The sequence below is a fragment of the Chryseobacterium amylolyticum genome (genome assembly GCF_051011775.1).
In the GTDB taxonomy this organism is placed as follows: domain Bacteria; phylum Bacteroidota; class Bacteroidia; order Flavobacteriales; family Weeksellaceae; genus Chryseobacterium.
This window is the reverse complement of record NZ_JBPCHX010000010.1, coordinates 53,274-77,011: the sequence shown is the minus strand read 5'-3', so window position 1 is coordinate 77,011 and position 23,738 is coordinate 53,274. Positions and strand designations below refer to the sequence as shown.

The window sequence follows — 23,738 nt, the reverse complement described above, 5'->3', positions numbered from 1 at the left end:
TAAGTTGGGGTGAAAATCATGAGGTTGAATATTATTTCATTTCTATATTTTCACTTTCACACCTATATAAAATGGATTATATTTACTATAAATTTATACAATGAAAATTAAAATTCTGATTCTACTTTTAACAATACCTCTTTTCTACGTGAACGCTCAGAATACAGTAAATGATTATTTAAATATACCAGGTCCCATTAAGTTGAATCAAAAGGAATATAAGCTCGTATGGAGCTCACATCCCAATGAAAACTATTTCAAACAGGAATATATCAGTTCAAATGAAAACGTCAACAGATACAACAGTATGGTGTTGGTCGATTTTGTAAAAGGTGATTTTAACATCAAGGATGTCGTTGATCAAAAAGCAGCTGAATTGCAGGAAATGAAAAAGACCAACCCGGTTGTCAATTATCAGATTTTTGAAAATAAGGAAGAGTATATTTTAGATTTTCTTATCAGTGAAAATTCAAAGGACGGCAAGGAAATACTTATTGCAGAAAGAAATATTTACCGCTATAAAATTATTAGTAATGGGAAGAATAAGGGTGTTCTTCTTTTTGCACTGAGTGAAAGAGGGTATCCTGAAAATCTGGATTCTTTCTTTAATAATTTAAAAACCAATACTTCAAAATTAATTGAAGCGGTTGGAAATTATAAGCTCCCAGATATTGAAATAAAATAATATTCCAATGGTTATGAATTCATCCCAAAAATCAAGTTATTTAGTCTCAAAAATAAACAGCGACTCCCACCTCTTCTGCACTTTATTTTCCCCGGAAACCGCAAAAGCCACCCTGCTCATTGTTCACGGTATGCAGGAACACAGCGGAAGATACGCAGATATTGCGGAATATTTTGCAAGTCATGGAATTGCTGTATTGACTTATGATCACTTGGGACATGGAAAATCGGTAAAGGAGAAAAAAGACATTGGATTCTTCCAGCTTGAAAAACCGGATGAAAGACTTGTGGCAGACGCGGAAATGATGGCTGATTACCTGGCAGAACAATATCCGGATGTTCCCCATTTTATTCTGGGGCATTCTATGGGATCTTTTATCACACGTTGTCTTCTTCAAAAGGCAGGCAGTCAATTTTCAGGAGCTGTCATTACAGGAACCGGCGGACCTTTACCGGGGATAGACTTGTTAAGAGGTTACTTATCTTTAGCGATAGCAATCGCACCTCGTCATCGTACTTTTCTGAATTCTGTTTTTACGAGTGTCAATAACAAGCATTTTAAAAAGGATAAAGATTTCAGTGATACCAGCTGGCTCAGTATTAATCCTGAAAACAGAAAGAAATTTGAAGAGGATGAACTCTGTGGAATCCCGTTCACCCATAATGCTTTTTATACTTTATTTACCATCTATAAAAAAGCTACCGCGAGAAACTGGGCCTCTTCTATTTCAAAATCCTTTCCTTTTTTATTCGTAAGCGGGAAGAATGATCCGATCGGTGATTTCGGAAAAGGAGTCATGCATACGGTCAGCCACTTAAAAGCTGACGGTTTTCAAAATGTAGACGTAAAGATCTATCCGGAAATGCGCCATGAGATTCTGAATGAGGAAATACGGGAAGAGGTACTGAACGGGATTTATAACTGGATGGTAACAAAATCATGAGACTCCATATTTTCGGAGCTTCAGGTTCCGGCGTTACCACTTTAGGAAAAGCACTGTCTGAGAAACTCGATATTGAATACTTTGACAGTGATGATTTTTTCTGGCTTAAAACTGAAGTTCCTTTTACAGAAAAACAGAATCCTGAAATAAGGAACACTATTGTTTCGGATAAACTTCATACCTCTGAGAACTGGATTTTCGGAGGTTCTATTATTCATTGGGGTGAAAATGTATTTCCAGCATTTGACCTGATTATTTTCCTCTATCTTCCTCCTGAAATACGAATGGAAAGACTGAGAAAAAGGGAATATGGAAGATATGGTGATGAAATTTTCACTCATCCGGAAAAAGCTCAAAAATATCAGGAATTCATGGAATGGGCTAAAGATTATGATTACAATACCGGGATTGCCAACAGAACTTTAAAGGCTCATTTGGAATGGCTGTCTGAGATGAATATTCCTTTCATTGAAATTTCAGGGGATTATGAACTGCAACAAAAGATGGATATGATTCTGGATGCAATCAACAGGAAAAGTGAAAAATAAAAAGCAAAATCCCGGTTATGGTCAGCCGGGATTTTTATGATAAGTTTCGGCTAAAGCCGGAAGATTTCTAATCTTATTGATAGACGGGCTAAAGCCCGCCCCTACTGAATATCTGATTGATTCTGTACAAATGCAAAATACAAGCATTAATCCAGCGCTAATTCCCGGTCTATTCCAATTTCTTCCAGGAAAACTTCATCGTGGGAAATCACCAGCAGGGTTCCATGATAGTCTTTGATAGAATGGGTAAGGATTTCCACGTTCTGAAGATCGAGGTTATTGGTGGGTTCATCAAGAATGATCATATCGGGTGCCTTATTGCTGATGGAAAGTCCGCAGAGAAGTAAACGTAAGCGCTCTCCTCCACTCAGCATCCCGCATTTTTTGTCCCAGGTATCTTTTCCGAATAAAAATCTGGACAGTAATGTTTTCACTTCGGATTCCTGCATAGCGCTGTCATTGAAAGTCTGTACAAAATCATACAGTGTTGAGCCATGATCAATCAAAGAATATTCCTGATCAATATAGATACTATTGAATGCTGCCTTGCTTACTCTTCCTTCCGAAGGCTGAAGGCTCCCTAACAAAAGTCTGATCAGTGTCGTTTTTCCTGAACCGTTTGCTCCTTTTATAGAAATTCTGTCTCCACTCCGGATCTCAAGCGTAAGATTTTCCTTCCAAAGTTTCTGTTCTCCATAACTGAAGTTGATATTTTCAGCTATAATCAGAATTTTTCCTGAATGCAGACTGGAATCATTAAAATTCACTTTCATCTGATCAGAATTTCTTACCGATGAGCGAAGATCCCTTAATTCATGTGAAATACCACTGATTTTCTCCGTATGAACAGATTGCAATTTCGAAGAATTTTTCTCAGCATTATTCCTGAGGGTATTCATCATAATCCTTGCTACCCCGGATTTTTCCTGTTTCCCCTTACCTCTGGCATCCAGCTTTTGTTTTCGTTCCAATGTTTCCCGCTCTTTTTCCTTTGCTTTTTTCAACGCCCGTTCTTTAGCATGAATATCATTATATAACGCTTCTTCCTCTATCTTTTTCTGTTCTGCATAAAAATCATAGTTTCCTCCATACGTAGTTATTCCCTGATTACTTAACTCAAAAATGCTATCAACAAGATTAAGTAATGTACGGTCATGACTTACGATCACGACGGTTGCATCTGTTTTGTCAATAAGATCATACAACAGCTTTCTGCCCTCCATATCCAGATGATTGGTAGGCTCATCCAATATGATAATATCCGGCTGATTGATCTGGATTCCGGCAAGAAAAACTTTGGTTTTCTGTCCTCCGCTCAAGCCTTCCAGTTTCTGGGTAAGTTCAAAATTGCCAAGTCCCCAAAGTTCCAGGGCATGCCGGCATCGTTCCTCAATATCCCAGTCGTCATTGAGTGTTTCAAAATAAATTTCGTCTACCTCCCCGCCGGTGATTTTTTCGAGAGCATGCAGCTTCTGATCTATTTTCAGGCACTCGGCAATAGTGAAATGATTGAAATTCCCGAACATCTGGGGTACATAAAAAACATCCCCCTGAATACTGACATTGCCGCTTAAAGGATGTATTTCACCTGCAATTATTTTCAGCAGGGTAGATTTTCCCATACCGTTATTTCCCACTAAAGCAGACTTGGTATGAGATTGTATTGTTAAACTGGTATGATTAAATAGAAGATTTCCTCCCGGAAACCCAAAGGATATATTTTGAAGTAAAATCATGATTTCTTTCTTAATAAAGGTTAAACACCGATAACACGATGGTTATCGTTTGATCAAATCGGAAAGAAATTATATCCTACATCTCTGTATTTTTGGGTTTTGAAAGAACAAAGATAGCACAAATACCGGATTAAACACAAAAAGATTTTATTGAAAAATCTAAAATCCGTAACTTTGCCTCCTACTAAAAATTTTATGGAAAGCATTAAAGTTCACGACAAAACTTTCGTTCCTTATTTAAAGGATGCCGAAATTCAGGAGATTGTAAAAGAGACAGCGTTAAGAATTTATGAAGATTACAAGGATGAAGTTCCTGTTTTCATTGGCGTTTTAAATGGAGTTGTTATGTTCTTCTCTGATCTTTTAAAATATTACCCGGGGGAATGCGAAATTGCCTTCATTCAAATGAGTTCATATGTAGGAACTGAGTCTACAGGAATCGTTTATCAGAAAATGGAACTGACAAAAGATGTGAAAGACCGTCACATCATTCTTGTAGAAGATATCGTTGATACAGGAAATACTGTTGAAAGTCTTTTCAAATATTTTAAAGAAACACAACGTCCTAAATCTGTAAAACTGGCAAGTTTCTTACTGAAACCTGAAGTTTATAAAAAAGATTTCAAACTGGATTATATCGGGAAAGAAATTCCGAACAAATTTGTACTTGGATACGGACTTGATTATGATGAATTAGGAAGAAACCTACCGAATCTGTATCAGCTGGAAGAAGGACAAATCAACCATTAAAGTGCTGTTGGCTATTAGCTGGTAGCTTTTAGCTTAAAATTATATAAAGAAATACATTTAATAATAACTTAAAAAAGCTGAAAGCAAAATGCCAATTGCCGGAAGCGAATCAACATTATGATAAACATTGTTCTGTTCGGCCCTCCAGGAAGTGGAAAAGGAACGCAAGCCCAGAATCTGATCGAAAAATTCAATTTAAAACAGGTTTCAACAGGTGACCTTTTCAGATACAACATGAAAAACGACACTGAACTTGGAAAACTGGCTAAATCATATATCGATAAGGGAGAATTGGTTCCGGATCAGGTAACAACAGATATGCTGATCGATGAGATCAAAAAGCCTACTGATACCAATGGTTTTATCTTTGACGGATATCCAAGAACCACTGCTCAGACAGAAGCTTTGGAAAAGATCGTTAAAGAAGTATTACATGACGAGATAGACATCTGTCTTTCATTGGTAGTAGAGGACAAAATTTTGGTGGAGAGGCTTCTGAAAAGAGGTGAAACCAGCGGAAGATCAGACGACAGCAATGTAGAGATCATCGAAAACAGAATTAAAGAATATTATACCAAAACAGCAGAAGTTGCCGAGCTTTATAAGCAGCAGGGTAAATATGTAGAGGTAAACGGTGTTGGAGAAATTGATGAAATTTCCCAAAAACTTTTCGCTGAGGTAGAGAAAATTAAATAATCGGGAATGAGCAAGGGATACAAAATATCGTCCCGCAACCCGCAACACAAACTATATGTCTAACTTTGTAGATTACGTAAAGATCCATTGTAAAAGCGGACACGGAGGTGCTGGTTCTGCCCACCTTCGCCGTGAAAAATATATTCCTAAAGGTGGTCCTGACGGTGGCGACGGAGGTCGTGGAGGTCACATCATCATGAAAGGAAATGCCAACGAATGGACTTTGCTTCCCCTCCGATACACCCGTCACGTAAAAGCTGAACGTGGTGAAAACGGAGGAAAAAACCAGCTTACGGGAGCTTTCGGAGCTGATGTTTATATTGAAGTTCCGGTAGGAACTATTGCCAAAAATGAAGAAGGCGAAATTATCGGTGAAATTTTAGAGGACGGACAGGAAATCATTCTGATGCATGGCGGTAAAGGAGGTTTGGGAAATGAGCACTTCAAGTCTTCTACCAATCAGACTCCCAGATATGCGCAGCCAGGTCTTCCGGGAGAAGAGGGGTATATCGTTTTCGAGCTTAAAATTTTGGCAGATGTAGGTCTGGTTGGATTTCCGAATGCCGGAAAATCTACACTTCTGGCATCTGTTTCTGCGGCAAAACCAAAAATTGCCAACTATGCTTTTACCACACTGACTCCTAACCTTGGGATTGTAGATTACAGAAATTACAAATCATTTGTAATGGCTGATATTCCGGGGATTATTGAAGGAGCAGCTGAAGGAAAAGGCCTGGGACACAGATTCCTGAGACATATTGAAAGAAACTCTATCCTATTGTTCTTAATTCCGGCTGATTCCGAAAACCATTTCCAGGAGTTTAAAATCCTTGAGAATGAATTAAAAGAATACAATCCAGAATTACTGGATAAAGACTTCATCATTTCTGTTTCAAAATCCGATCTTCTGGATGATGAACTGAAAAAAGAAATTGCAGGAGAATTTCCTGAGAACAGACAGCCTTTGTTCTTCTCGGGGGTTACCGGTGAAGGCCTTATGGAACTTAAAGACGCCATCTGGAAACAGCTGCACGGATAAAATTGTACATTCAGTTTCCTTTTACAGTAAAACTGCATTATAAAAAAAACAGCCTCAGAAAATCTGAGGCTGTTTTTTTTATAAATTAATTTTCTTCTGCTAAATATTATTTTAAACCATTAAGAAGGATTTAAGAGATAAGTAAAATTAAGATGAATCATTCTGATTTTAAGCGTGAAGCGAAGCTTTATTCTTAATGTTCTTACCATCTTCATTCGATCTTAAGGGTTCAATAAAAATTTAAACTGATTTATCATTTTATATTTAACATAAAACAAAAGAACATTTTATCTTTTTGGAACAATTATTGACGTGACCCTTTGAAATTGAAAAAACTATGAAATATTTGCTAACCATTTGTGCAATTGTATTTTTAACATCCTGTACAACCTCTCAAAAAGTAAATTCAAAATATGCTACCATTGAATATGAGGCGACCCCATGTTTTGGATTCTGCCCTGTTTTTAAAATGACAATTAATCAGGACAGAACTGCTGTTTTTGAAGCAGAGCATTTTAATTTTAATGATAAACCTTCAAAAGATGAGTTTTCCAAACCGCGTGAAGGCACTTTTAAAGGAACCATCAAAGAAGAAGATTATAATAAATTAATCAGCTTGCTGGATGGGCTGAATGTAAAAGGTTTAAATGACAAATACGGCGAACACAATATCACAGATCTTCCAACCTCTTATCTGAGAATCAAATTTGCTGACGGAACTTCAAAAAATGTTGAGGATTACGGAAAACGCGGAAGTGAGAAACTTGCAGAGGTGTATCAGTTTTTTGAGAATTTAAGAAAAAATCAGGAATGGAGTAAAGTTAAATAGTTCCATTTAAAAATATTCAATTATATTTGCTACAATAATTCCTCCCAACGAGGAATTATTTTTTTATAAAATTAATAACCATTCAAAACAAACATGAAAAAGAACATTTTTTTCGCTCTGGCATTTGTTTTATCAACAATAAGTAATGCACAAACAACTTCCGAATCTATGAGCTTTGGAGTAAAAGGAGGATATACCTTATCCAGTATGAAATTCTTTAACACACAGCTCGATTCAAAATCTTATTTCTACGCCGGAATCCTGGCTGAGCAGCCTTTGTCCTCTAAGTTTGGCTTGCAGGCTGAAGCAGTATATACACAACTGGGTGGTAAAGACGCTTATCCCTGGTATGAATTGGTTGGCAATGAAGTGGTAAATATGGGTAACATGAACTTTAATTATAAATTCAACCAGATACAGGTTCCCATTTCAGTAAAATATTATATTATTCCAGAGCTTTCTGCTTCTGTAGGGATGAACTTAGGATTTAATATATCATCCAAAGTAAAAATGAATACTGTTTTTGATGAGGCTGAAACGCACAATTACGAATCTTTAAAAACCTTGAATTTATTTCCATTTCTAGGTGCAGAATATAAACTTAATGAAAAGTTTTTTGTGGATGCCAGGTACAATTTTAACTTCATAGAAATGAATAAAAATAATTCGGTTCCTATTAAAACCGGATTCCTGCAGGCTGGTGTAGGATATAGATTTAAATAAATTTCAGATTTTCATATCAATACAATGGCTGCTCAGGTATGAGCAGCCATTTAAATTTTACAGGTCAGTTATATTTTCACTAAAGACATAAAACGTTAAAATATATCTTAATTTTTTTTAGACTACCTTTGCAGAATGTAATTCTTTCAGACTGAAGGAATTTTTATTTAAATTTTAAAATAATTCATTTGAATTTTACAGACTTAAACTTAATAGAACCTATTGCGAAAGCAATCCAGGAGCAGGGTTACACGACTCCTACTCCTATCCAGGAAAGATCTATTCCTGATATATTAGACGGCAGAGACTTTTTAGGCTGCGCACAGACCGGAACTGGTAAAACAGCTGCTTTTTCTATTCCCATTCTACAGAATTTATCTAAAAATAAAATTCCCAATAAACATATAAAAGCATTAATCCTTACTCCAACCAGAGAACTGGCCATTCAGATTGAGGAAAATATCAATGCTTATGGTAAATATCTTCCGTTAAAGCAACTTGTTATTTTCGGGGGAGTAAAACAAGGAAATCAGGAAGCTGCATTGAAAAAGGGAGTTGATATTCTTGTTGCAACACCAGGAAGACTTTTAGACTTCATTGCACAAGGAATCATCAGCTTAAAAAATCTGGAGATCTTTGTTCTTGATGAAGCAGACAGAATGCTGGATATGGGATTTGTACACGATGTAAAAAGAATCATTAAACTTTTACCTCAGAGAAGACAGACTTTATTCTTTTCAGCAACAATGCCGGGTGAAATTCAGAAGCTGGCTAACTCAATTCTGAACAATCCTGTGAAAGTGGAAGTAACACCAGTATCTTCTACAGCAGATACCATTAAGCAATCTGTATATTTCGTTGAAAAAGACAATAAACTGAACCTGCTTTCTCACATTCTGAAAAATGATATTTCAGATTCCGTACTGGTTTTTGCAAGAACCAAACATGGAGCTGATAAGATTGCAAGAAAACTTCAGAAAGACAATATTTCTGCTGAAGCCATTCACGGCAACAAGTCTCAGAATGCAAGACAAAATGCTTTGAACAACTTTAAATCCGGAAAAACAAGAGTTCTGGTAGCAACGGATATTGCAGCCAGAGGAATTGATATCGACGAACTGAAATTCGTAATCAATTTTGAGCTTTCCGACGTTTCTGAAACCTATGTACACCGAATCGGAAGAACAGGAAGAGCCGGAGCTGAAGGAACCTCCATTTCTTTTGTAGACGGCCTTGACCTTTTAAACTTAAAGAACACAGAAAAGCTGATCGGGAAGAAAATTCCTGTAGTTAAAGACCACCCGTTCCATACGGATGATCTGGTTGCACAGAAAAGAGATTCCAATAACAAACCAGTTCCTGCAGGGAGTGAAAAACCTAAAGCAGGCGGCAGCAATAACTCAAGATCCAATAACAATCGTAAAAAGCCTTCTGCGGGAGCTTCAGTAGGATTTAAAAAACCTAAGAATAAGAATTTCACCAGAAAGAAATAAAAACAAACCCTTTTCAGTTTTGAAAAGGGTTTGTTTTTGTCTTTATTTAAAAAGATTCTTAGCATTCTCAGTAGTAATTCTATCTATTTCCGAGAAGTCCTTTCCATAAATATCCACCAGTTTTCCGGCTACCAGGTCAAGATATGAGCTTTCGTTTCTTCTTCCTCTGTGAGGAACCGGAGCCAGGTATGGAGAATCAGTTTCCAGAACAATCTTATCTAATGGAATTTCACGCAGAAACTGGTCTATCTTCCCGTTTTTAAAAGTCACTACTCCACCGATGCCTAATATAAAATTAAGATCAACAGCATGCTGTGCCTGTTCAAGATTCCCGGAAAAACAATGGAAAATTCCTCTCAGCTTCGGGTGTTTCTTTCTTTCCAGCACCTCAAAGGTTTCATCAAAGCTTTCTCTCGTGTGAATCACGATTGGAAGGTCTTTTTCTATTGCCCAATCGATCTGCTGTTCAAAAGCTTTCACCTGAATATCCAGTGTTGTTTTATCCCAGTACAGATCGATCCCGATTTCTCCGATGGCAGGAAAATGTCTCTGATCAAGATAATTTTTCACAATTTCAAGTTCTTTCTCCCAGGATTCCGGTTTTACATAACATGGATGTAACCCCATCATTGAAAAAATCTGTCCCGGATATTCTGTTTCCAGCTGCAGCATTTTTTCATGGGATTCAGAATCAATGGCAGGAAGATAAAATTCTGTAATTCCTTTGTCTAAAGCCCTCTGGATAGCTTCTTTTCTATCTTCATCAAATTCTTCTGCGTACAGATGTGTATGTGTATCAATCATTTTATTTAAATTTCAACAGATCTTCATAAGGATTTTCAAGTCCCAGCAACAATCCGAAAGCCGGTTCTGTTTTTATACCCTGTTTTTTCAGTTCTATTATTTTTTGTTTAAATTCTTTTCCCTTTTCCTGTAATATTTTGTATTCAGCAATCATATGAAGGTATGCATTCTGCTTCGTTGTCGGTTTATTCTGTCCAAAAATTTCAATGGGAAATTCATCCAGCATGAAATTTAATGTAATGCATTTTTCACCGTTTATGATAGGATATTCAACTTTCGTTTCCACATCGTGAGGAATAAACCTGCTGAACATCAAATCATCCAGAAAATCTTTTTCGAATCTCAGATTCACCTCAAAAATAAGATCCAGATCACTTCCTTCTATATCTATTCCAATAGGAACAGTTCCTGCTAAAATAGGTGAATACACCTTTAGTTTCTCAAAAAAGCGATGTTTTGTAAGAAGTTCATAAGCTCTCTTCTGCCTTTCATTTCCGTCTTTCAGATAATCAATCTTAGTAAAATCGGGCATTTAGAAAATTTTATGTTTTACTTTCTTACGCTGATTATCTATTCTTTGATCAAGCTTTTCTCTGAACTCAATAAATTTTGGATCCTTCTTATCATTGGTTTTATGCTCTAAGGCCTTGATAATTTTAAAATTCTCCTTGATAAAATCCTTGGTTTCGTCAGAAAAATAAGCATTCCCGAATTTCTCGAAAATATAATTGACAGCCTGTGCACTGGGATGAATCATATCCTCTTTATAAAAACGGTAATCCCTCAGGTCATCCATTAAAACTTCATAAACCGGCAGGTAATGACAGTCTTCAAACATTGAAATTGATTCATGAACAGCGGTAATCAGTTTGGATTTACTTAACTGGTTTTCTACCATTCCATCCTTGGTATGCCTTACAGGTGAAACCGTAAACAGGATCTGTACCCCTTCTTTACAGATGTCTTTAAGATCCAGAATCGTCTGGTAAATCGAACTGGTCAGTTCCTGATGGGAAAGCAGTCTTTTTTCAAAAAACTTCTGTGGAATTTTGTGACAGTTGGCGACCAGCTTATTTTTGGGCAGAAACTCATAAATAAATGATGATCCATAGGTAATGATGATCCAGTCGGCTTCCTGCAAAAAGGCATTTCCGGCTTCAATGGCACTGTTAATTTTATCTAAGGTCTGATGAATATAACGGGTATCAAAACTGGTGTGGTGGTCCAGAGAAATATATTCATCATTGTAAGTAATCAGTTCCTCTTCCTCATAAAACGCGGAATCATGTAATCTGTTGACTGCATTATTGATAGAATAAGGATTGAAAATGGTACCAAAAGGATTATTTAAAGTCTGAAGCTGCCCGTCCTGAAGTAAGTCTGTCATTTCAGAGGCAAAACATGAACCTATCGAAAATATTTTATCTTCAATTTCAATCTTTTTATCTGATGCGGGGATATCAACTTCTGTTCTGAATTTCATTGTATGGGGGTTAGGTCGCAGGAAACAGGTTGCAGGTAATTGCTGCTACCTGCGGCCTGCCATCTGTTACCTATATTAACTTTCTCTTCTCAGCAAATAATTGGCCAGTTCGATAAAAGGTTTTTTCTTTTCTTCCGGAACATCTATTTTCTGAAGGTAGCTTTGTCCGATTTCATTATGCTTTTCGATCAAACGCAGCGCTTTTTCATCTACTTTTGTTCTTCTGAAAATCTTTTCAACCCCGTATACCTTATCTACATTTTCAGTTTTTTTAGAATACCAGTAATCCAGTTCTTTTCTTTCTTCATCGGTAGCGTGCTCTCTTGCCAGCAGATACAGAACCGTTTTCTTGTTTTCATAAATATCTCCGGCATGCTTTTTCCCGAACTGAGCCTGGTCTCCGAATACATCTAAATAGTCATCCATGATCTGGAAGGCAATTCCAATATGTTTTCCGAAGTTGAAAATCGCTTTGGCATCTTTGAAATCTGCTTTTGCAATCAAAGCTCCGATCTCGAATGAAGAAGCACTCAGAACACCTGTCTTGTAAGTAATCATTCTGATATAATCGTCAAAAGTAACATTTTCCTGAGTCTCAAAATTGATATCATACTGCTGTCCTTCGCATAATAAAAGCCCTGTGTGGGTAAATATTCTGATACATGCTTTGAAAATTTCAGGTTCAAGATCTTCAAAGAATTTATAGGCTTTAAGCATCAGTCCATCTCCGGAAAGGATTCCCACGTTAAGACCATGCAGGGTATGAATAGTAGGCTTATTTCTTCTTAAAGGCGCTTCATCCATAATATCGTCATGAATCAGCGTGAAATTATGGAAAAACTCGATTGCCAGTGCAGGTTTGATTGCCTGTTTAAGATCTCCTCCGAACATCTCACACGCCATAAGCACCATAATGGGACGAAGACGTTTTCCGCCATGGGAAATAATATAGTTCATCGGTTCATATAATTCCGAAGGTTTGTCTTTAAAAGTATATTTAGTGATGGCGTCCGCAACAATCTGCTGGTATCTGTCTAAAAATTCCATAAAATCTTATAATTTGAACAAAAATACGATTTTTCAAGGCTTTATAAAACAAAAAACTTTGCCCATTTGGACAAAGTTTATATGATGGTATGCGTTATATCTTAAGATAAGAAAGTCACCACAAGATAGGTAATTCCTGCTACAATGGCAGAGATTGGAATTGTTAATACCCAAGCCCAAAGAAGGCTTACCGTAATCCCCCATCTTACAGCCGAAACTCTTTTTGTTAATCCTACCCCGATAATGGAGCCTGTAATGGTATGAGTTGTAGATACAGGAATACCGAAGTGGTCTGTGATGAATAAAGTAATAGCACCTGCAGTTTCTGCACTTACCCCTTCTAATGAAGTTACTTTAGTAATCTTGGTACCCATTGTTTTGATGATTTTCCAACCACCGCTCATGGTCCCTAAACCAATAGCAAGGAATGAAACCAGAGGAACCCAGATATAATGCTGAGCAAAATAGTCAAAACGTTCTGCAGAAGGAATATTCAGATACTGTACATCCTGAAGCATGTTAACGTGGTAATAGATTACTGCTGCACCAATGATCCCCATTACTTTCTGTGCATCATTCAAACCGTGTCCCAAGCTGAATAAAGCTGAAGAAGCCAGCTGCAGCCTTTTGAAAGACTGGTCTGCCTTGTGCGGGTTTGATCTTTTATAAAGGTGTATAATAATCAATGTAATGATAACAGAGATAATCATCCCTATAATCGGAGCCATGAAAATGAACAGGAAGATAGGAATTACTTTATCAAACTTCACCACACTCTGATGTGTTACCTGATTAAAGGCTTCTTTAATGGTGCCCCATGTTCCAAGATCCGGCTGTGCTGCTGCCACATCATGATAATCCATCATAAAAGCATGCATAAGAGCAGCTCCCAGGAAACCTCCGATCAGTGTATGTGATGATGATGAAGGGATCCCGAACCACCATGTAAGCAGGTTCCAGGCAATAGCTGCCACAAGACCGGAAAATATAACTTCAAGGGTGATAAAATTCTCATTAACTGTTTTGGCAATTGTATTACCAATTTTGAATTCTCCAATGATATAAGCAGCAATGAAAAACGCTGCAAAGTTCCAAAGCGCCGCCCAAAGTACAGCCTGGAATGGAGTTAAAACTTTTGTAGAAACTATAGTCGCAATTGAGTTGGCAGCATCATGGAAACCATTGATATAATCGAAGATCAGGGCCAGCGCAATAATAACTATAAGTAAAATAGGAAATTCCATTTTTTGCTATGTATTAGGCGTATTTAATCATGATGTTCTCAATCGTATTGGCAACATCTTCTGCTTTGTCCGTTACAACTTCAAGGTAGTTCAGTACAGATGAAACTTTAATAATGTTGATGGCATCATTGGTTTCAAATAATTCTACCATTGAGTTGGAAAGCAGGTCGTCTGCAATATTCTCAATAGAGTTCACCTTAATACAAGCTTCTTTCACCTGTTCCATATTTTTAAACCCTTTCAGGTTTTTCATGGCATTCTGAATTTCAAGACATGCTTTATGGATCAGTAAGGAGAAGTCTGAATAAGCCTTCATCTCAGGTGATTTGTAAAGGAAAATATATTTTGTGGAAGCGTAGATATAATCAGCAATATCATCAAGTCCTGTTGCCAGCGTGTGGATATCCTCACGGTCAAAAGGTGTAATGAAGTTTTTCCCTAATTCTACGAAAATTTCGTGTGTAAGTTCATCATTCTTGTGTTCGAAGTCACTCATTTTCTTCAACATTGAATCATCATTAAGATCGAAATCCTTGATTCCTGTGTTGAATTCTTCTGACATTGCAACTAGATTTTCAGTTACTTTTTCGAAAAGTACAAAGAAGATTTTATCTTTTGGTTGAAAAGCGTGGAAAATATTACCAATTCCCATTTTTTAGTATTTATAATTCGTGTGCAAATTTCTTAAAAAAGGATTGTACGTGAAACTATATAACATTAAGTTTTGTTAACATTCGCTTAACAACTGATTATCAAATAAAAAAACCGGCACTAATGCCGGTTTTGTATGATTGGGAAAGAGATTAGTTTGCCACTTCAGCTCTCATATCTTTTCCTTTAAATTTCATGGATTGAATATTGCTCAAAACATTGTCTTTGAACGATTTTTCAACTTCGAAGAAAGAGAATTTCTCTAAGATTTCAATATCACCGATTTCAGCTCTTTTCTTGCTTTTTCCGCCAGCAGTAGCTTTGTTGATAATATCTAAAACATCAAGTTTCTTTAAATGGTCTTTTTTACCAAGATTAAAGAAGAATCTTACCATGTTTTCATCCCTTCTTCTTGGTTTTCCGCCACGATCTCTGTCTCTGTCACGACCTCTATCTCTGTCACGACCTCTATCTCGGTCTCTGTCACGTCGGTCTCTTCTTGAGTAATCATCGTCTCTGCTGCTTAATTTCTGCTCAACAAGATCATGCTTGTCTTTGTAGTATAGAGCAAGATCTCTCAATTGGAACTGCAGAAGCTGGTGTACCAGTTCTTCTTTTGTAAAATTGCTCAGATCCGGGATTAAGCTGTCATCAAATTCGAAAAGATCTTCGTGCTCCGTCAATAATTTTTCGAATACACCTCCTACCTGAGCTTTGATAATATCATCACCTGTAGGAATCGTTCTTTCATGAATTTCAATTTTTGTTGCAGACTTGATCTGTTTCAGTTTTCTGCTTTCTTCAGGCTTGATTAGAGCCATAGAAATACCGTCTTTTCCGGCTCTACCTGTTCTTCCGCTTCTGTGAACGAATACTTCAGGATCATCCGGTAAAGAGAAGTGAATAACGTGAGTCAGTGAGTTTACATCCAGCCCTCTTGCTGCAACATCTGTCGCTACAAGAATATCGATATTTTTCAATCTGAATTTCTTCATTACCGTATCTCTCTGCGCCTGAGAAAGATCACCGTGAAGAGCATCCGCTGCATATCCGTTCTGCATTAAGAAATCAGCAACCTCCTGAGTTTCCATTCTCGTTCTGCAGAAGATAATAGAATACTGGTTAGGGTTGGCATCGATTAATCTTTTCAATGCTTCTTTTTTCTGGCGGTACCCTACAACATAATATTCGTGCGTAATGTTCTTCTTCACTTCATTGATAGAACCTACAGAAATACGGTGAGGTTTTGTAAGGTAATTTTTGGAAATTCTTTCCACTTCTTTATTCATCGTTGCAGAGAATAAGAAAGTCTGTTTTGTTTCCGGAGTTTCGCTTAGAATGGTTTCCAATTCATCTTTGAATCCCATTGAAAGCATTTCATCAGCTTCGTCTAATACCAACCAATGAATCGCAGAAAAGTCTAATGCCTTTCTGTTGATAAGATCTATTACTCTTCCCGGAGTTCCCACAATGATTTGAGGTTTGTCCTTCAAAGATCTCATCTGCTCTACAATACTACTTCCACCATAAACCGCAGTAGTTTTGATGTCTTTCATGTACTTAGAGTAATTCTTTATGTCTTTAGAAATCTGAAGACATAATTCCCGTGTCGGACAAAGCACCAATAATTGGATTTTGCGACTCGTATCGTCAATCATATCCAAAATCGGAAGCGAAAACGCTGCTGTTTTGCCTGTCCCTGTCTGCGCAAGTGCGATCAAGTCGCGAATATCTGAAAGAATAAAAGGGATAGTCTGTTTTTGGATTTCTGTTGGGCTTTCGTAACCCAGTTCGCCAATTGCCTTAAGGATATCAGGACTTAAATTGGTTTCCGTAAATAAATTCATTAACTATTTTAAAATTTTTGCAAAGATACAATAAATATTTGATTTGTTTTTGAATAAATTTTTAAATATGCAAACTTAAATTCACAATCCTTTAATATATCTTCGATTTTTAGAAAATTAAATCTAAAAAAAGAGGCTTCAAATTAAAAAGTTATTAAACATTATTTTTTTTTATTAAATTGGATTGATTTTTTCCGTACTATTTATGAATTTTCGAAAATAATGCCATAAAAAATATTTTTTTTGACATTTTCCCTGTCTGTTTAAACAGATTATTGAGATATGAATAGTTTTTGTACATTTGAGTTGTGACATTCGGGATGCAGGATGCGAGAGTTCGGGTTACGGAGATTCGGGATCCGGGTTCAGAAACTGTTTTGAATATCATAATAATGAAAAACACCTTACACAATATGTCTGCAAGCATTTCTTCCAAAACATTTGATTTTTTAAAAAAATTAAATAAAAACAACAACCGCGAATGGTTTAATGAGAACAAAAATCTTTACACGGAAGCTCAGCAAAATGTGGTTTCGTTTTTAGATGAACTGATTAAAGAGATGTCCGGTTTTGATGAAGAGCTTGCGAAAATCGACAGTAAAAAAGCCCTGTTCAGAATTTACAGAGACACCCGTTTTTCTAAAGACAAATCGCCTTATAAAACCAATTTCGGGGCTTCTCTGGGAATGGGAAAAGGAAACCAGAAGGGAGGCTATTACCTTCATATGGAACCCGGAAAATCCTTTTTGGCAGGAGGAATTTATATGCCCGAATCTTCTGTACTGAAAGAGGTTCGTAAGGAAATTTCGCTGTATGGGGATGATTTCCTTAAAATCCTCAATAATAAAGACTTCAAAAAACATTTTCCCGAACTTGATCAGGACGACAAACTGAAAAAAATCCCTCAGGGTTTCGAAAAAGAAGATCCTATGGGAGAATATCTTAAGCTTAAAAATTTCATCGTGGTATACGCTCTGAAAGATGATGAAGTGCTGGATAAAAATGCAGTAAAGAATATGAGCAGAATTTTCAGACTGATGAAGCCTTTCAATGATTTCCTGAACGCTCCTTTTCTTTGACACCTGACTTATTTTTTGACAACAATAATTCATATTTTCAGAGATGACAGCCGTATTTTGGCAAAAGTATTTCCCGGCAACTCTTTTGATAAGATTTTCAGAAGATAAACAGAGCACTTTAACAAACTGAAAACACATTAAGATCCAAAGGATTACAAAAACAAACCATCTAAACACCTACTGAAAATCAACTTATTACCATTAACATTTTTTAAGAAAAGTTTTACATTTTTACGTATCTTTGCTGTTCGCCAAAAAGCCAACAATGTCTTTATACCAAAAAATTGCAGAAAAACTACAGTATATAAGTCCGAACTTCTACAAAAAAAGATATTTTAAGACTTTAAATAATCTTAATAAAAATAATTTTTCGGAACGCAATGTAGAACCGGAACTGGTATGGATTAAAGAATACCTTCCTAAAAATGCAGTGATATTGGACATCGGTGCTAATGTAGGAACCTTTCTTTATCAGCTGGAGAACAAATTGGATCATGAGCAGATTTATGGTTTTGAACCTAATAAAAAGCTTTACCGGAGACTGAAAAGGTTATTTCCGGCAATGCATATCTTTCCACTGGCTCTTTCTGATGAAAACAGGATTGCAGAGTTCAAAGTACCTGTTATTAACGGAAAAACAATTGCTTCACGCGGTACTTTAAACACTTCTTATAAAGAAAAAGGGGAAGAGAAAAGCTATACGGAGAAGGTAAAGGTTATCAAACTGGACGAATGGGCTGCACTGGAGCATTTCAACAGGCTTGATTTCATCAAAATAGACGTTGAAGGAAACGAAATAAAAACATTATCCGGGGCGAGAGAAACCATCAGACGATTCCAGCCGACTTTAATGGTCGAAATGGAACAAAGACACCACAACACACCTATCTGGAACGAAATAGCTGAAGTAATGAGCTGGGGATATGACGCCAAATATCTGAACAGAGACAGCTTTAGGCTTGAAAATCTTACAGAAGATATTATCACACAAAATACAAACGACGAAAAAAATAAAACTCAGTACATCAACAATATTATTTTTATACCTAAAAACATTTAAAACAACTTTATGAGTGTAGTAGCGAGACAAGGCTTCAAATATTCCATTATCGGTTATATTGGTTTTTTGCTGGGCACCGTTTCCGCAATATTCATATTTCCGAATGATTTTGAATTTTATGGAAAGCTGCGCTACATTCTTCCCACTGCAGAAATGCTGGTTCCTTTTGTAGTATTGGGGATTTCGTATTCGAACGTAAAGTTCTTCCACACCGTGGAAAGAGATGGTAAAAAGCATAACATGTTGTCACTTTCGCTTCTTACTGTTTTTATCAATTTTCTTATTTTCACAGTGGTATTTTTCGTACTTCCCTATTTTTATCCGAAGTTCAGGCATTCAGAAGCATGGAAGATCAAAGAAATGATTCTTCCGCTGATTTTAATCCTTTCATTTTGTGCTATTTTTAATAAATACACTTCCAATTATAAGAGAATTGTAGTTTCCAATATTTTCGATAATCTGTTTCCGAAAATAGCCAATCTGGGAGCATTCTGTCTGTTTTTCTTTGCTTTATCCCAGCATATCAGTGCAGCAATATCACAAAAAATAGCGTTTGCTTTCTTTTTCGGAATTTTCTTTTTGATGCTTTTGGGTTACATTTATTACACCAATAAGCTTGAAAAGATTCAGCTGGATTTTAATACAGATTATTTAAAAAAGAATAATTTCTGGAAAGAGTTTTTCAATTACAGCTTCTTCGGATTTCTGGGGACTTTCGGGAATTACCTGGCCATCAACAGTTTTATGATCGGGGAATTTATGGGGATGGAAGAGGTAGGAATTTACTCGGTTTTATATGCCCTTATTTCACTGATTTCTATTCCACAGCTGGGATTGTTCAATATTTCCGCTCCTATCATTAATAAAACATTGGCAGACGGAGATATGGTAGAACTGGACAGGTTCCATAAGAAAACATCTTTAACACTGTATTTCCTGGGTGCCGTTTTATTTTCCTGTATTATGGTTGGCTTCCCTTATCTGACGCAATTTATGCCAAAAAACGGAACCATGCTCAGAGAATATGAGCCTGTGGTATGGATCTGGGGTTCTGCTGTATTGATAGATCTTGCTACCGGCTTCAATGGAAATATTATTTCACTGTCAAAATATTACAGATTCAATATTCTGGTAATGCTTTTACTGGCGGGATTAACGATCGGACTGAATTATTATTTCATTAAGAACACGGATCTCAAACTCATTGGAATTGCTTTATCTACGGCAATTTCACTTACGATCTACAATGTTGTGAAAATCGTTTTCAATTATATTGTCTTTAAGGTTTCGCCTTTGAGTATTGAAATGATTTTTGTCTCTATCATATGTACGCTGGCAATTACAGTAGCGATCGTACTGCCGAATTTCAACAGCAATCTGCTTAATCTTGTTTACAAGCCTGCAGTTGTCCTGATACTCATCTATATTGGAAATTATTTCACAAAAATATTCCCTGTTGAAGAGTACCTGAATATGAGGTTTATTAAGAGTGTGTTTAAGATTAAATAAACATTTCCAGCTTTAATGGCTGGAAAGCCTGAGATCAGATTAAGCTGTGTAAAAACTGCTCCAGTTTTTTCTGAATTTCTTTCTTACCATACGTTTTGTAAAAATCAAATGAGGCTTCTGAAAGTGCAGTTAATTGATCAATAACATTTTCTTTCTCAGGAATAATAAAGTTTAGTTTTGAAGGATAATTTCCGGGAAAAACAGCCAGTTTTCCATACGCTATGGCATCCCCAAGGTTTCCAGTCATTTTAGTCAGCCCATACGTTTCTTTCATGCTGAAAAACTCCGTCTCCTGCTGAATAGGGCACCATAAAACATCTGCTTTCTGCATCCATTTTTCAAAATCTTCAGGTGAAACCCTTTCAGAAAAATAAGTGATTTCAATATTTCCTGGCAATTTCTCAGACAACTGTGCGAGTTGTTTTAATTCATGTCCACTTGCTTTTCCCAGGAAAACAAACCTGCAGGGTTTATCCATCTTCAGATTCTGAATAGTTTTAAAAATATAGGCGTAATCCCTTCTCTTTTGAGAAACTCCGCCGGGAATAAGTACAATAAGATCTTCATTTTTTGTTTTGTCAAAATCCCTAGTATAAAACAACGGCAGAAACTGATATCTTCCTGAGATTAAAGCTTCATCCAGTACCAAAAGGGATCCGGAGGTCTGATATACTTGGGTTTTGTAGAATAGTCCTTCTTTCAGCCACAGTTTTAATCTGAAAACAATATCTCCCTTGAAAACACTTTTTATCAGATCAAATTTTGATGCTTTGATAAAATTAAGATTATGGGAAATAACTGCTGTGTTGTATTTTTTTGTTATCGCTAAAAATGTATTAAAATAACGGTGAACCGTCCCAATAACCACGAGATCATAATCTTTCCCTTTTAACTGATCCAGAATCATAGAACTGTCTGATAAAAACACGGATTCGTCACCATGATTTATCTGATCTTTGATTCTTTTTGAAAAATAATAGTCTACCGCAAACTTCTGAGAATCTTTCATAATATCCATGAAAGCCTTGGCAATTTCTGCGTGGGTGTCTATTTCTATGTAAGCTATTTTTTTCACGCTTTGGAAGTTAAGTTTGGGCTAAAGCCGATGGATTTTTATTTTTTTGATTAAACGGGCTAAAGCCCGTTCCTATTGAATTTTTCCAATAATGATTAAAGCATTCTACAATTTCTGTCCTTACACTTTTTACATCTTCAGCCACTTTTTCTTCAACATTTTCCAGCGTTGGTCATTTACAGCTTTCTGTTCTTCTTTTGTAATTTTCAATTCCAGTTTCTTTGTTCTGCAACTTTCATAAGACTTAACAATGTCAAAGAAAAAACCGGCAGATTTGCTTTTCACAGCTTCTTTTGAAGAAGCAATATATGCCAGAAGCCTGTTCAGCCCCAGGAAATAAAAATATCTTCCGTAGTAATCCGCAGGCCGTATGGTATAATCTGCTCCTTTTACTTTGATCAGCCTTACGTGGAGTTCGGGTAATACAACTTCCTTCCATCCCAGATTTTCAAGCAATATGGAATCAATATTATCCCAGCCCAGTGTTTCTCTTAATCCTCCGATCTGCATAAAACATTCTTTACGATAAGCCTTCATAGGGCCTCTTACATGATGCTTATTGGAATTCCCTTCATACACCCATTTTCCGTCTTTTTCTATATACAGCAGCCCTCCTACCAAACCATATTTGGGGTTATTGGCAAAAGCTGCTTCTACAGCTTCCAGATAATTATCCGGAAGAATGATATCGGCATCAAATTTACAGATTATATCAAAATCATTCAGGGACTGAGTCTGAAGTCCGTTTTTAAAGGCATGAACAACTTTTGAACCTGGCTGATGTTCTGATTTCTGAAGGGTAACGGTTTCAAAACGGGAATCTGCTTCTGTATATTTCCTGATGACTTCAGGTGTTCTGTCCGTAGAACCGTCATTCACGACCACCACTTTAAAATCCTTGCTGCTTTGCTGCTGTAAAGAATCAAGAGTAAAGGAGAGGTTGTCTTCTTCGTTATGCGCAGGAATTATGATTAAAAACCTCACGGGAATGATTAATTGATGAATGATAATGAATGATGATTAATGATCAATGATAAGAAAGCACTAAGGATATCAATTATCACTGATCATTAATTGTTGATAGGATTTATTTGTTATGCGGTTTCAGCATGTTTTTCGGATCAAGGATTTCATCCAGTTTTTCCTGGGAAAGAATTCCTTTTTCCAGCACAAGGTTGTAAACGCTTTTTCCGGTTTCCAATGCTTCTTTTGCAATATGTGTAGACTGTTTGTATCCAATATAAGGATTTAATGCCGTTACAATTCCGATGCTGTGTTTTACCATATTCAGGCAAACTTCTTTGTTGGCGGTAATTCCAACCACACATTTCTCACGAAGGGTATCCAGGGCATTGCAAAGGAAATTGATGTTTTCCATGATGGCATGGGAAAGTACCGGTTCCATTACATTCAGCTGTAATTGACCTGCCTCTGCGGCAAAAGTTACGGTAAGATCGTTTCCGAATACTTTAAAACAAACCTGGTTGACCACTTCCGGAATCACAGGATTTACTTTACCAGGCATAATAGAAGATCCCGGCTGCATCGGCGGAAGATTGATTTCAAAAAGACCCGCTCTCGGACCTGATGAAAGCAATCTTAAATCGTTACAGATTTTAGATAGTTTAACTGCCAGACGTTTCGTTGCAGAAGAATAGATCACATAAGATCCTGTATCAGGAGTAGCTTCTACTAAATCCGGCGCAGAAACAATCGGGAATCCTGTAATCTGGGCTAAGTTTTTAGCACAAAGCGTGGCATAACCTACCGGAGCATTCAATCCCGTTCCAATAGCAGTTGCCCCCATATTCACTTCCACGAAAAGGCCCGCATTGTTATTCAGTTTGGAGATATCCTCTTCCAGAGTGGCAGCATAGGCTTCAAATTCCTGTCCCAAAGTCATAGGAACGGCATCCTGAAGCTGCGTACGTCCCATTTTGATCACATCGTGAAACTCCTGCCCTTTGGCGCGGAAAGCCTCAATAATTTTTTCCAGTCTTTCAACCAGCCCGATATTCATCTGAAGCAATCCCATTTTGATCGCTGTAGGGTAAGCATCATTGGTTGACTGTGAAAGGTTGATATGGTCATTAGGTGAACAGAATTCATATTCTCCCTTATTTTTTCCTAATTTCTCCAACACGATATTGGCAATCACTTCGTTTGCATTCATGTTGATGGAAGTTCCTGCCCCACCCTGGATCATATCTACCGGAAACTGGTCATGATATTTCCCTTCTACAATTTCATCACACGCTTCCGCTATCTTGAAATACAGGTTTTCATCTAAAAGTCCCAGTTCATAGTTGGTTTTTGCTGCAGCTTTTTTAACAAAAGCCAGTCCTCTTATAAACTCCGGATACGAAGACAAAAGCTGTCCTGAAATTTTAAAATTGTTGATAGCTCGCTGTGTCTGAACCCCATAATAAGCGTCTAAAGGCACATTCAGTTCGCCTAATAAATCACTTTCTTTTCTGAAATTTTCCATTACAGATAT

General features: G+C 36.8%; 23 protein-coding genes. 12 read left to right on the top strand and 11 right to left on the bottom strand.

Annotation, left to right across the window (positions count from 1 at the left end):
• Positions 1 to 100: 100 nt before the first annotated feature.
• The 3 genes from ACR1PO_RS21845 to ACR1PO_RS21835 are packed head-to-tail and all read left to right on the top strand — an operon-like array spanning position 101 to position 2,176.
• The gene (locus ACR1PO_RS21845; protein WP_433988163.1) at positions 101 to 685 is read left to right on the top strand and encodes an HI_0983 family protein; all 585 of its coding nucleotides are present in this window, start codon (positions 101 to 103) and stop codon (positions 683 to 685) included.
• Positions 686 to 698: 13 nt separating this feature from the next.
• A complete protein-coding gene (locus ACR1PO_RS21840; protein ID WP_433988162.1) occupies positions 699 to 1,628 on the top strand; it encodes an alpha/beta fold hydrolase in 930 nt (309 codons plus the stop codon).
• A complete protein-coding gene (locus ACR1PO_RS21835) occupies positions 1,625 to 2,176 on the top strand; it encodes an AAA family ATPase (protein WP_332386007.1) in 552 nt (183 codons plus the stop codon). Before ACR1PO_RS21840 ends, ACR1PO_RS21835 begins: the two co-directional genes overlap by 4 nt.
• Before the next feature lie 146 nt (positions 2,177 to 2,322).
• Here the strand turns inward: ACR1PO_RS21835 and ACR1PO_RS21830 are convergent, their stop codons facing one another.
• Positions 2,323 to 3,912 carry an ABC-F family ATP-binding cassette domain-containing protein gene (locus ACR1PO_RS21830; RefSeq protein WP_433988161.1) on the bottom strand — a complete coding sequence of 530 codons (1,590 nt, stop codon included), beginning with the start codon at positions 3,910 to 3,912 and terminating at the stop codon, positions 2,323 to 2,325.
• A 195-nt stretch (positions 3,913 to 4,107) separates the two neighbouring features.
• Here ACR1PO_RS21830 and ACR1PO_RS21825 point away from each other — a divergent pair, with 195 nt between their 5' ends.
• From ACR1PO_RS21825 to ACR1PO_RS21800, 6 genes are all read left to right on the top strand, one after another.
• Positions 4,108 to 4,662 (top strand): phosphoribosyltransferase, encoded by a 555-nt coding sequence (locus ACR1PO_RS21825; RefSeq protein WP_041461548.1) that lies wholly within the window; start codon positions 4,108 to 4,110, stop codon positions 4,660 to 4,662.
• Positions 4,663 to 4,779: 117 nt separating this feature from the next.
• Positions 4,780 to 5,358 (top strand): adenylate kinase, encoded by a 579-nt coding sequence (locus tag ACR1PO_RS21820; protein WP_002981283.1) that lies wholly within the window; start codon positions 4,780 to 4,782, stop codon positions 5,356 to 5,358.
• Between the two features lie 55 nt (positions 5,359 to 5,413).
• Positions 5,414 to 6,397 (top strand): GTPase ObgE, encoded by a 984-nt coding sequence (gene obgE, locus ACR1PO_RS21815; protein ID WP_433988160.1) that lies wholly within the window; start codon positions 5,414 to 5,416, stop codon positions 6,395 to 6,397.
• Positions 6,398 to 6,734: 337 nt separating this feature from the next.
• The gene (locus tag ACR1PO_RS21810) at positions 6,735 to 7,226 is read left to right on the top strand and encodes a DUF6438 domain-containing protein (RefSeq protein WP_332386009.1); all 492 of its coding nucleotides are present in this window, start codon (positions 6,735 to 6,737) and stop codon (positions 7,224 to 7,226) included.
• A gap of 93 nt (positions 7,227 to 7,319) precedes the next feature.
• Complete coding sequence (locus tag ACR1PO_RS21805; RefSeq protein ID WP_332386010.1) at positions 7,320 to 7,949, top strand: porin family protein; 630 nt, start codon at positions 7,320 to 7,322, stop codon at positions 7,947 to 7,949.
• Between the two features lie 188 nt (positions 7,950 to 8,137).
• Positions 8,138 to 9,442: a DEAD/DEAH box helicase gene (locus tag ACR1PO_RS21800; protein WP_332386011.1), complete on the top strand. Its 1,305-nt coding sequence runs from the start codon at positions 8,138 to 8,140 to the stop codon at positions 9,440 to 9,442.
• A 42-nt stretch (positions 9,443 to 9,484) separates the two neighbouring features.
• Here the strand turns inward: ACR1PO_RS21800 and ACR1PO_RS21795 are convergent, their stop codons facing one another.
• The 7 genes from ACR1PO_RS21795 to ACR1PO_RS21765 form a co-directional block, all read right to left on the bottom strand.
• Positions 9,485 to 10,246, bottom strand: a complete 762-nt coding sequence (locus ACR1PO_RS21795; RefSeq protein WP_433988159.1) for a TatD family hydrolase — start codon at positions 10,244 to 10,246, stop codon at positions 9,485 to 9,487.
• 1 nt (position 10,247) lies between these two features.
• A complete protein-coding gene (locus tag ACR1PO_RS21790) occupies positions 10,248 to 10,778 on the bottom strand; it encodes a DUF4269 domain-containing protein (RefSeq protein WP_433988158.1) in 531 nt (176 codons plus the stop codon).
• On the bottom strand, positions 10,779 to 11,729 hold the full coding sequence (locus tag ACR1PO_RS21785) for a GSCFA domain-containing protein (protein WP_433988157.1): 951 nt from the start codon (positions 11,727 to 11,729) through the stop codon (positions 10,779 to 10,781).
• A 75-nt stretch (positions 11,730 to 11,804) separates the two neighbouring features.
• Positions 11,805 to 12,776: a polyprenyl synthetase family protein gene (locus ACR1PO_RS21780; RefSeq protein WP_332386013.1), complete on the bottom strand. Its 972-nt coding sequence runs from the start codon at positions 12,774 to 12,776 to the stop codon at positions 11,805 to 11,807.
• A 101-nt stretch (positions 12,777 to 12,877) separates the two neighbouring features.
• The gene (locus ACR1PO_RS21775) at positions 12,878 to 14,020 is read right to left on the bottom strand and encodes an inorganic phosphate transporter (protein ID WP_332386014.1); all 1,143 of its coding nucleotides are present in this window, start codon (positions 14,018 to 14,020) and stop codon (positions 12,878 to 12,880) included.
• 13 nt (positions 14,021 to 14,033) lie between these two features.
• A complete protein-coding gene (locus ACR1PO_RS21770) occupies positions 14,034 to 14,672 on the bottom strand; it encodes a DUF47 domain-containing protein (protein ID WP_002981301.1) in 639 nt (212 codons plus the stop codon).
• 151 nt (positions 14,673 to 14,823) lie between these two features.
• Positions 14,824 to 16,518, bottom strand: a complete 1,695-nt coding sequence (locus ACR1PO_RS21765) for a DEAD/DEAH box helicase (protein WP_433988156.1) — start codon at positions 16,516 to 16,518, stop codon at positions 14,824 to 14,826.
• Between the two features lie 392 nt (positions 16,519 to 16,910).
• Between ACR1PO_RS21765 and ACR1PO_RS21760 the strand changes: the two genes are divergently transcribed.
• From ACR1PO_RS21760 to ACR1PO_RS21750, 3 genes are all read left to right on the top strand, one after another.
• Positions 16,911 to 17,597, top strand: a complete 687-nt coding sequence (locus tag ACR1PO_RS21760; protein WP_433988155.1) for a DUF2461 domain-containing protein — start codon at positions 16,911 to 16,913, stop codon at positions 17,595 to 17,597.
• 265 nt (positions 17,598 to 17,862) lie between these two features.
• Positions 17,863 to 18,657 carry an FkbM family methyltransferase gene (locus tag ACR1PO_RS21755; RefSeq protein ID WP_332386015.1) on the top strand — a complete coding sequence of 265 codons (795 nt, stop codon included), beginning with the start codon at positions 17,863 to 17,865 and terminating at the stop codon, positions 18,655 to 18,657.
• A gap of 9 nt (positions 18,658 to 18,666) precedes the next feature.
• On the top strand, positions 18,667 to 20,166 hold the full coding sequence (locus ACR1PO_RS21750) for a lipopolysaccharide biosynthesis protein (protein ID WP_433988154.1): 1,500 nt from the start codon (positions 18,667 to 18,669) through the stop codon (positions 20,164 to 20,166).
• 34 nt (positions 20,167 to 20,200) lie between these two features.
• Here the strand turns inward: ACR1PO_RS21750 and ACR1PO_RS21745 are convergent, their stop codons facing one another.
• From ACR1PO_RS21745 to aspA, 3 genes are all read right to left on the bottom strand, one after another.
• Positions 20,201 to 21,241 carry a glycosyltransferase family protein gene (locus ACR1PO_RS21745; protein WP_433988153.1) on the bottom strand — a complete coding sequence of 347 codons (1,041 nt, stop codon included), beginning with the start codon at positions 21,239 to 21,241 and terminating at the stop codon, positions 20,201 to 20,203.
• A gap of 129 nt (positions 21,242 to 21,370) precedes the next feature.
• Positions 21,371 to 22,225, bottom strand: a complete 855-nt coding sequence (locus ACR1PO_RS21740; RefSeq protein ID WP_433988152.1) for a glycosyltransferase family 2 protein — start codon at positions 22,223 to 22,225, stop codon at positions 21,371 to 21,373.
• A gap of 103 nt (positions 22,226 to 22,328) precedes the next feature.
• Positions 22,329 to 23,729: an aspartate ammonia-lyase gene (gene aspA / locus ACR1PO_RS21735; RefSeq protein WP_433988151.1), complete on the bottom strand. Its 1,401-nt coding sequence runs from the start codon at positions 23,727 to 23,729 to the stop codon at positions 22,329 to 22,331.
• Positions 23,730 to 23,738: the final 9 nt, after the last annotated feature.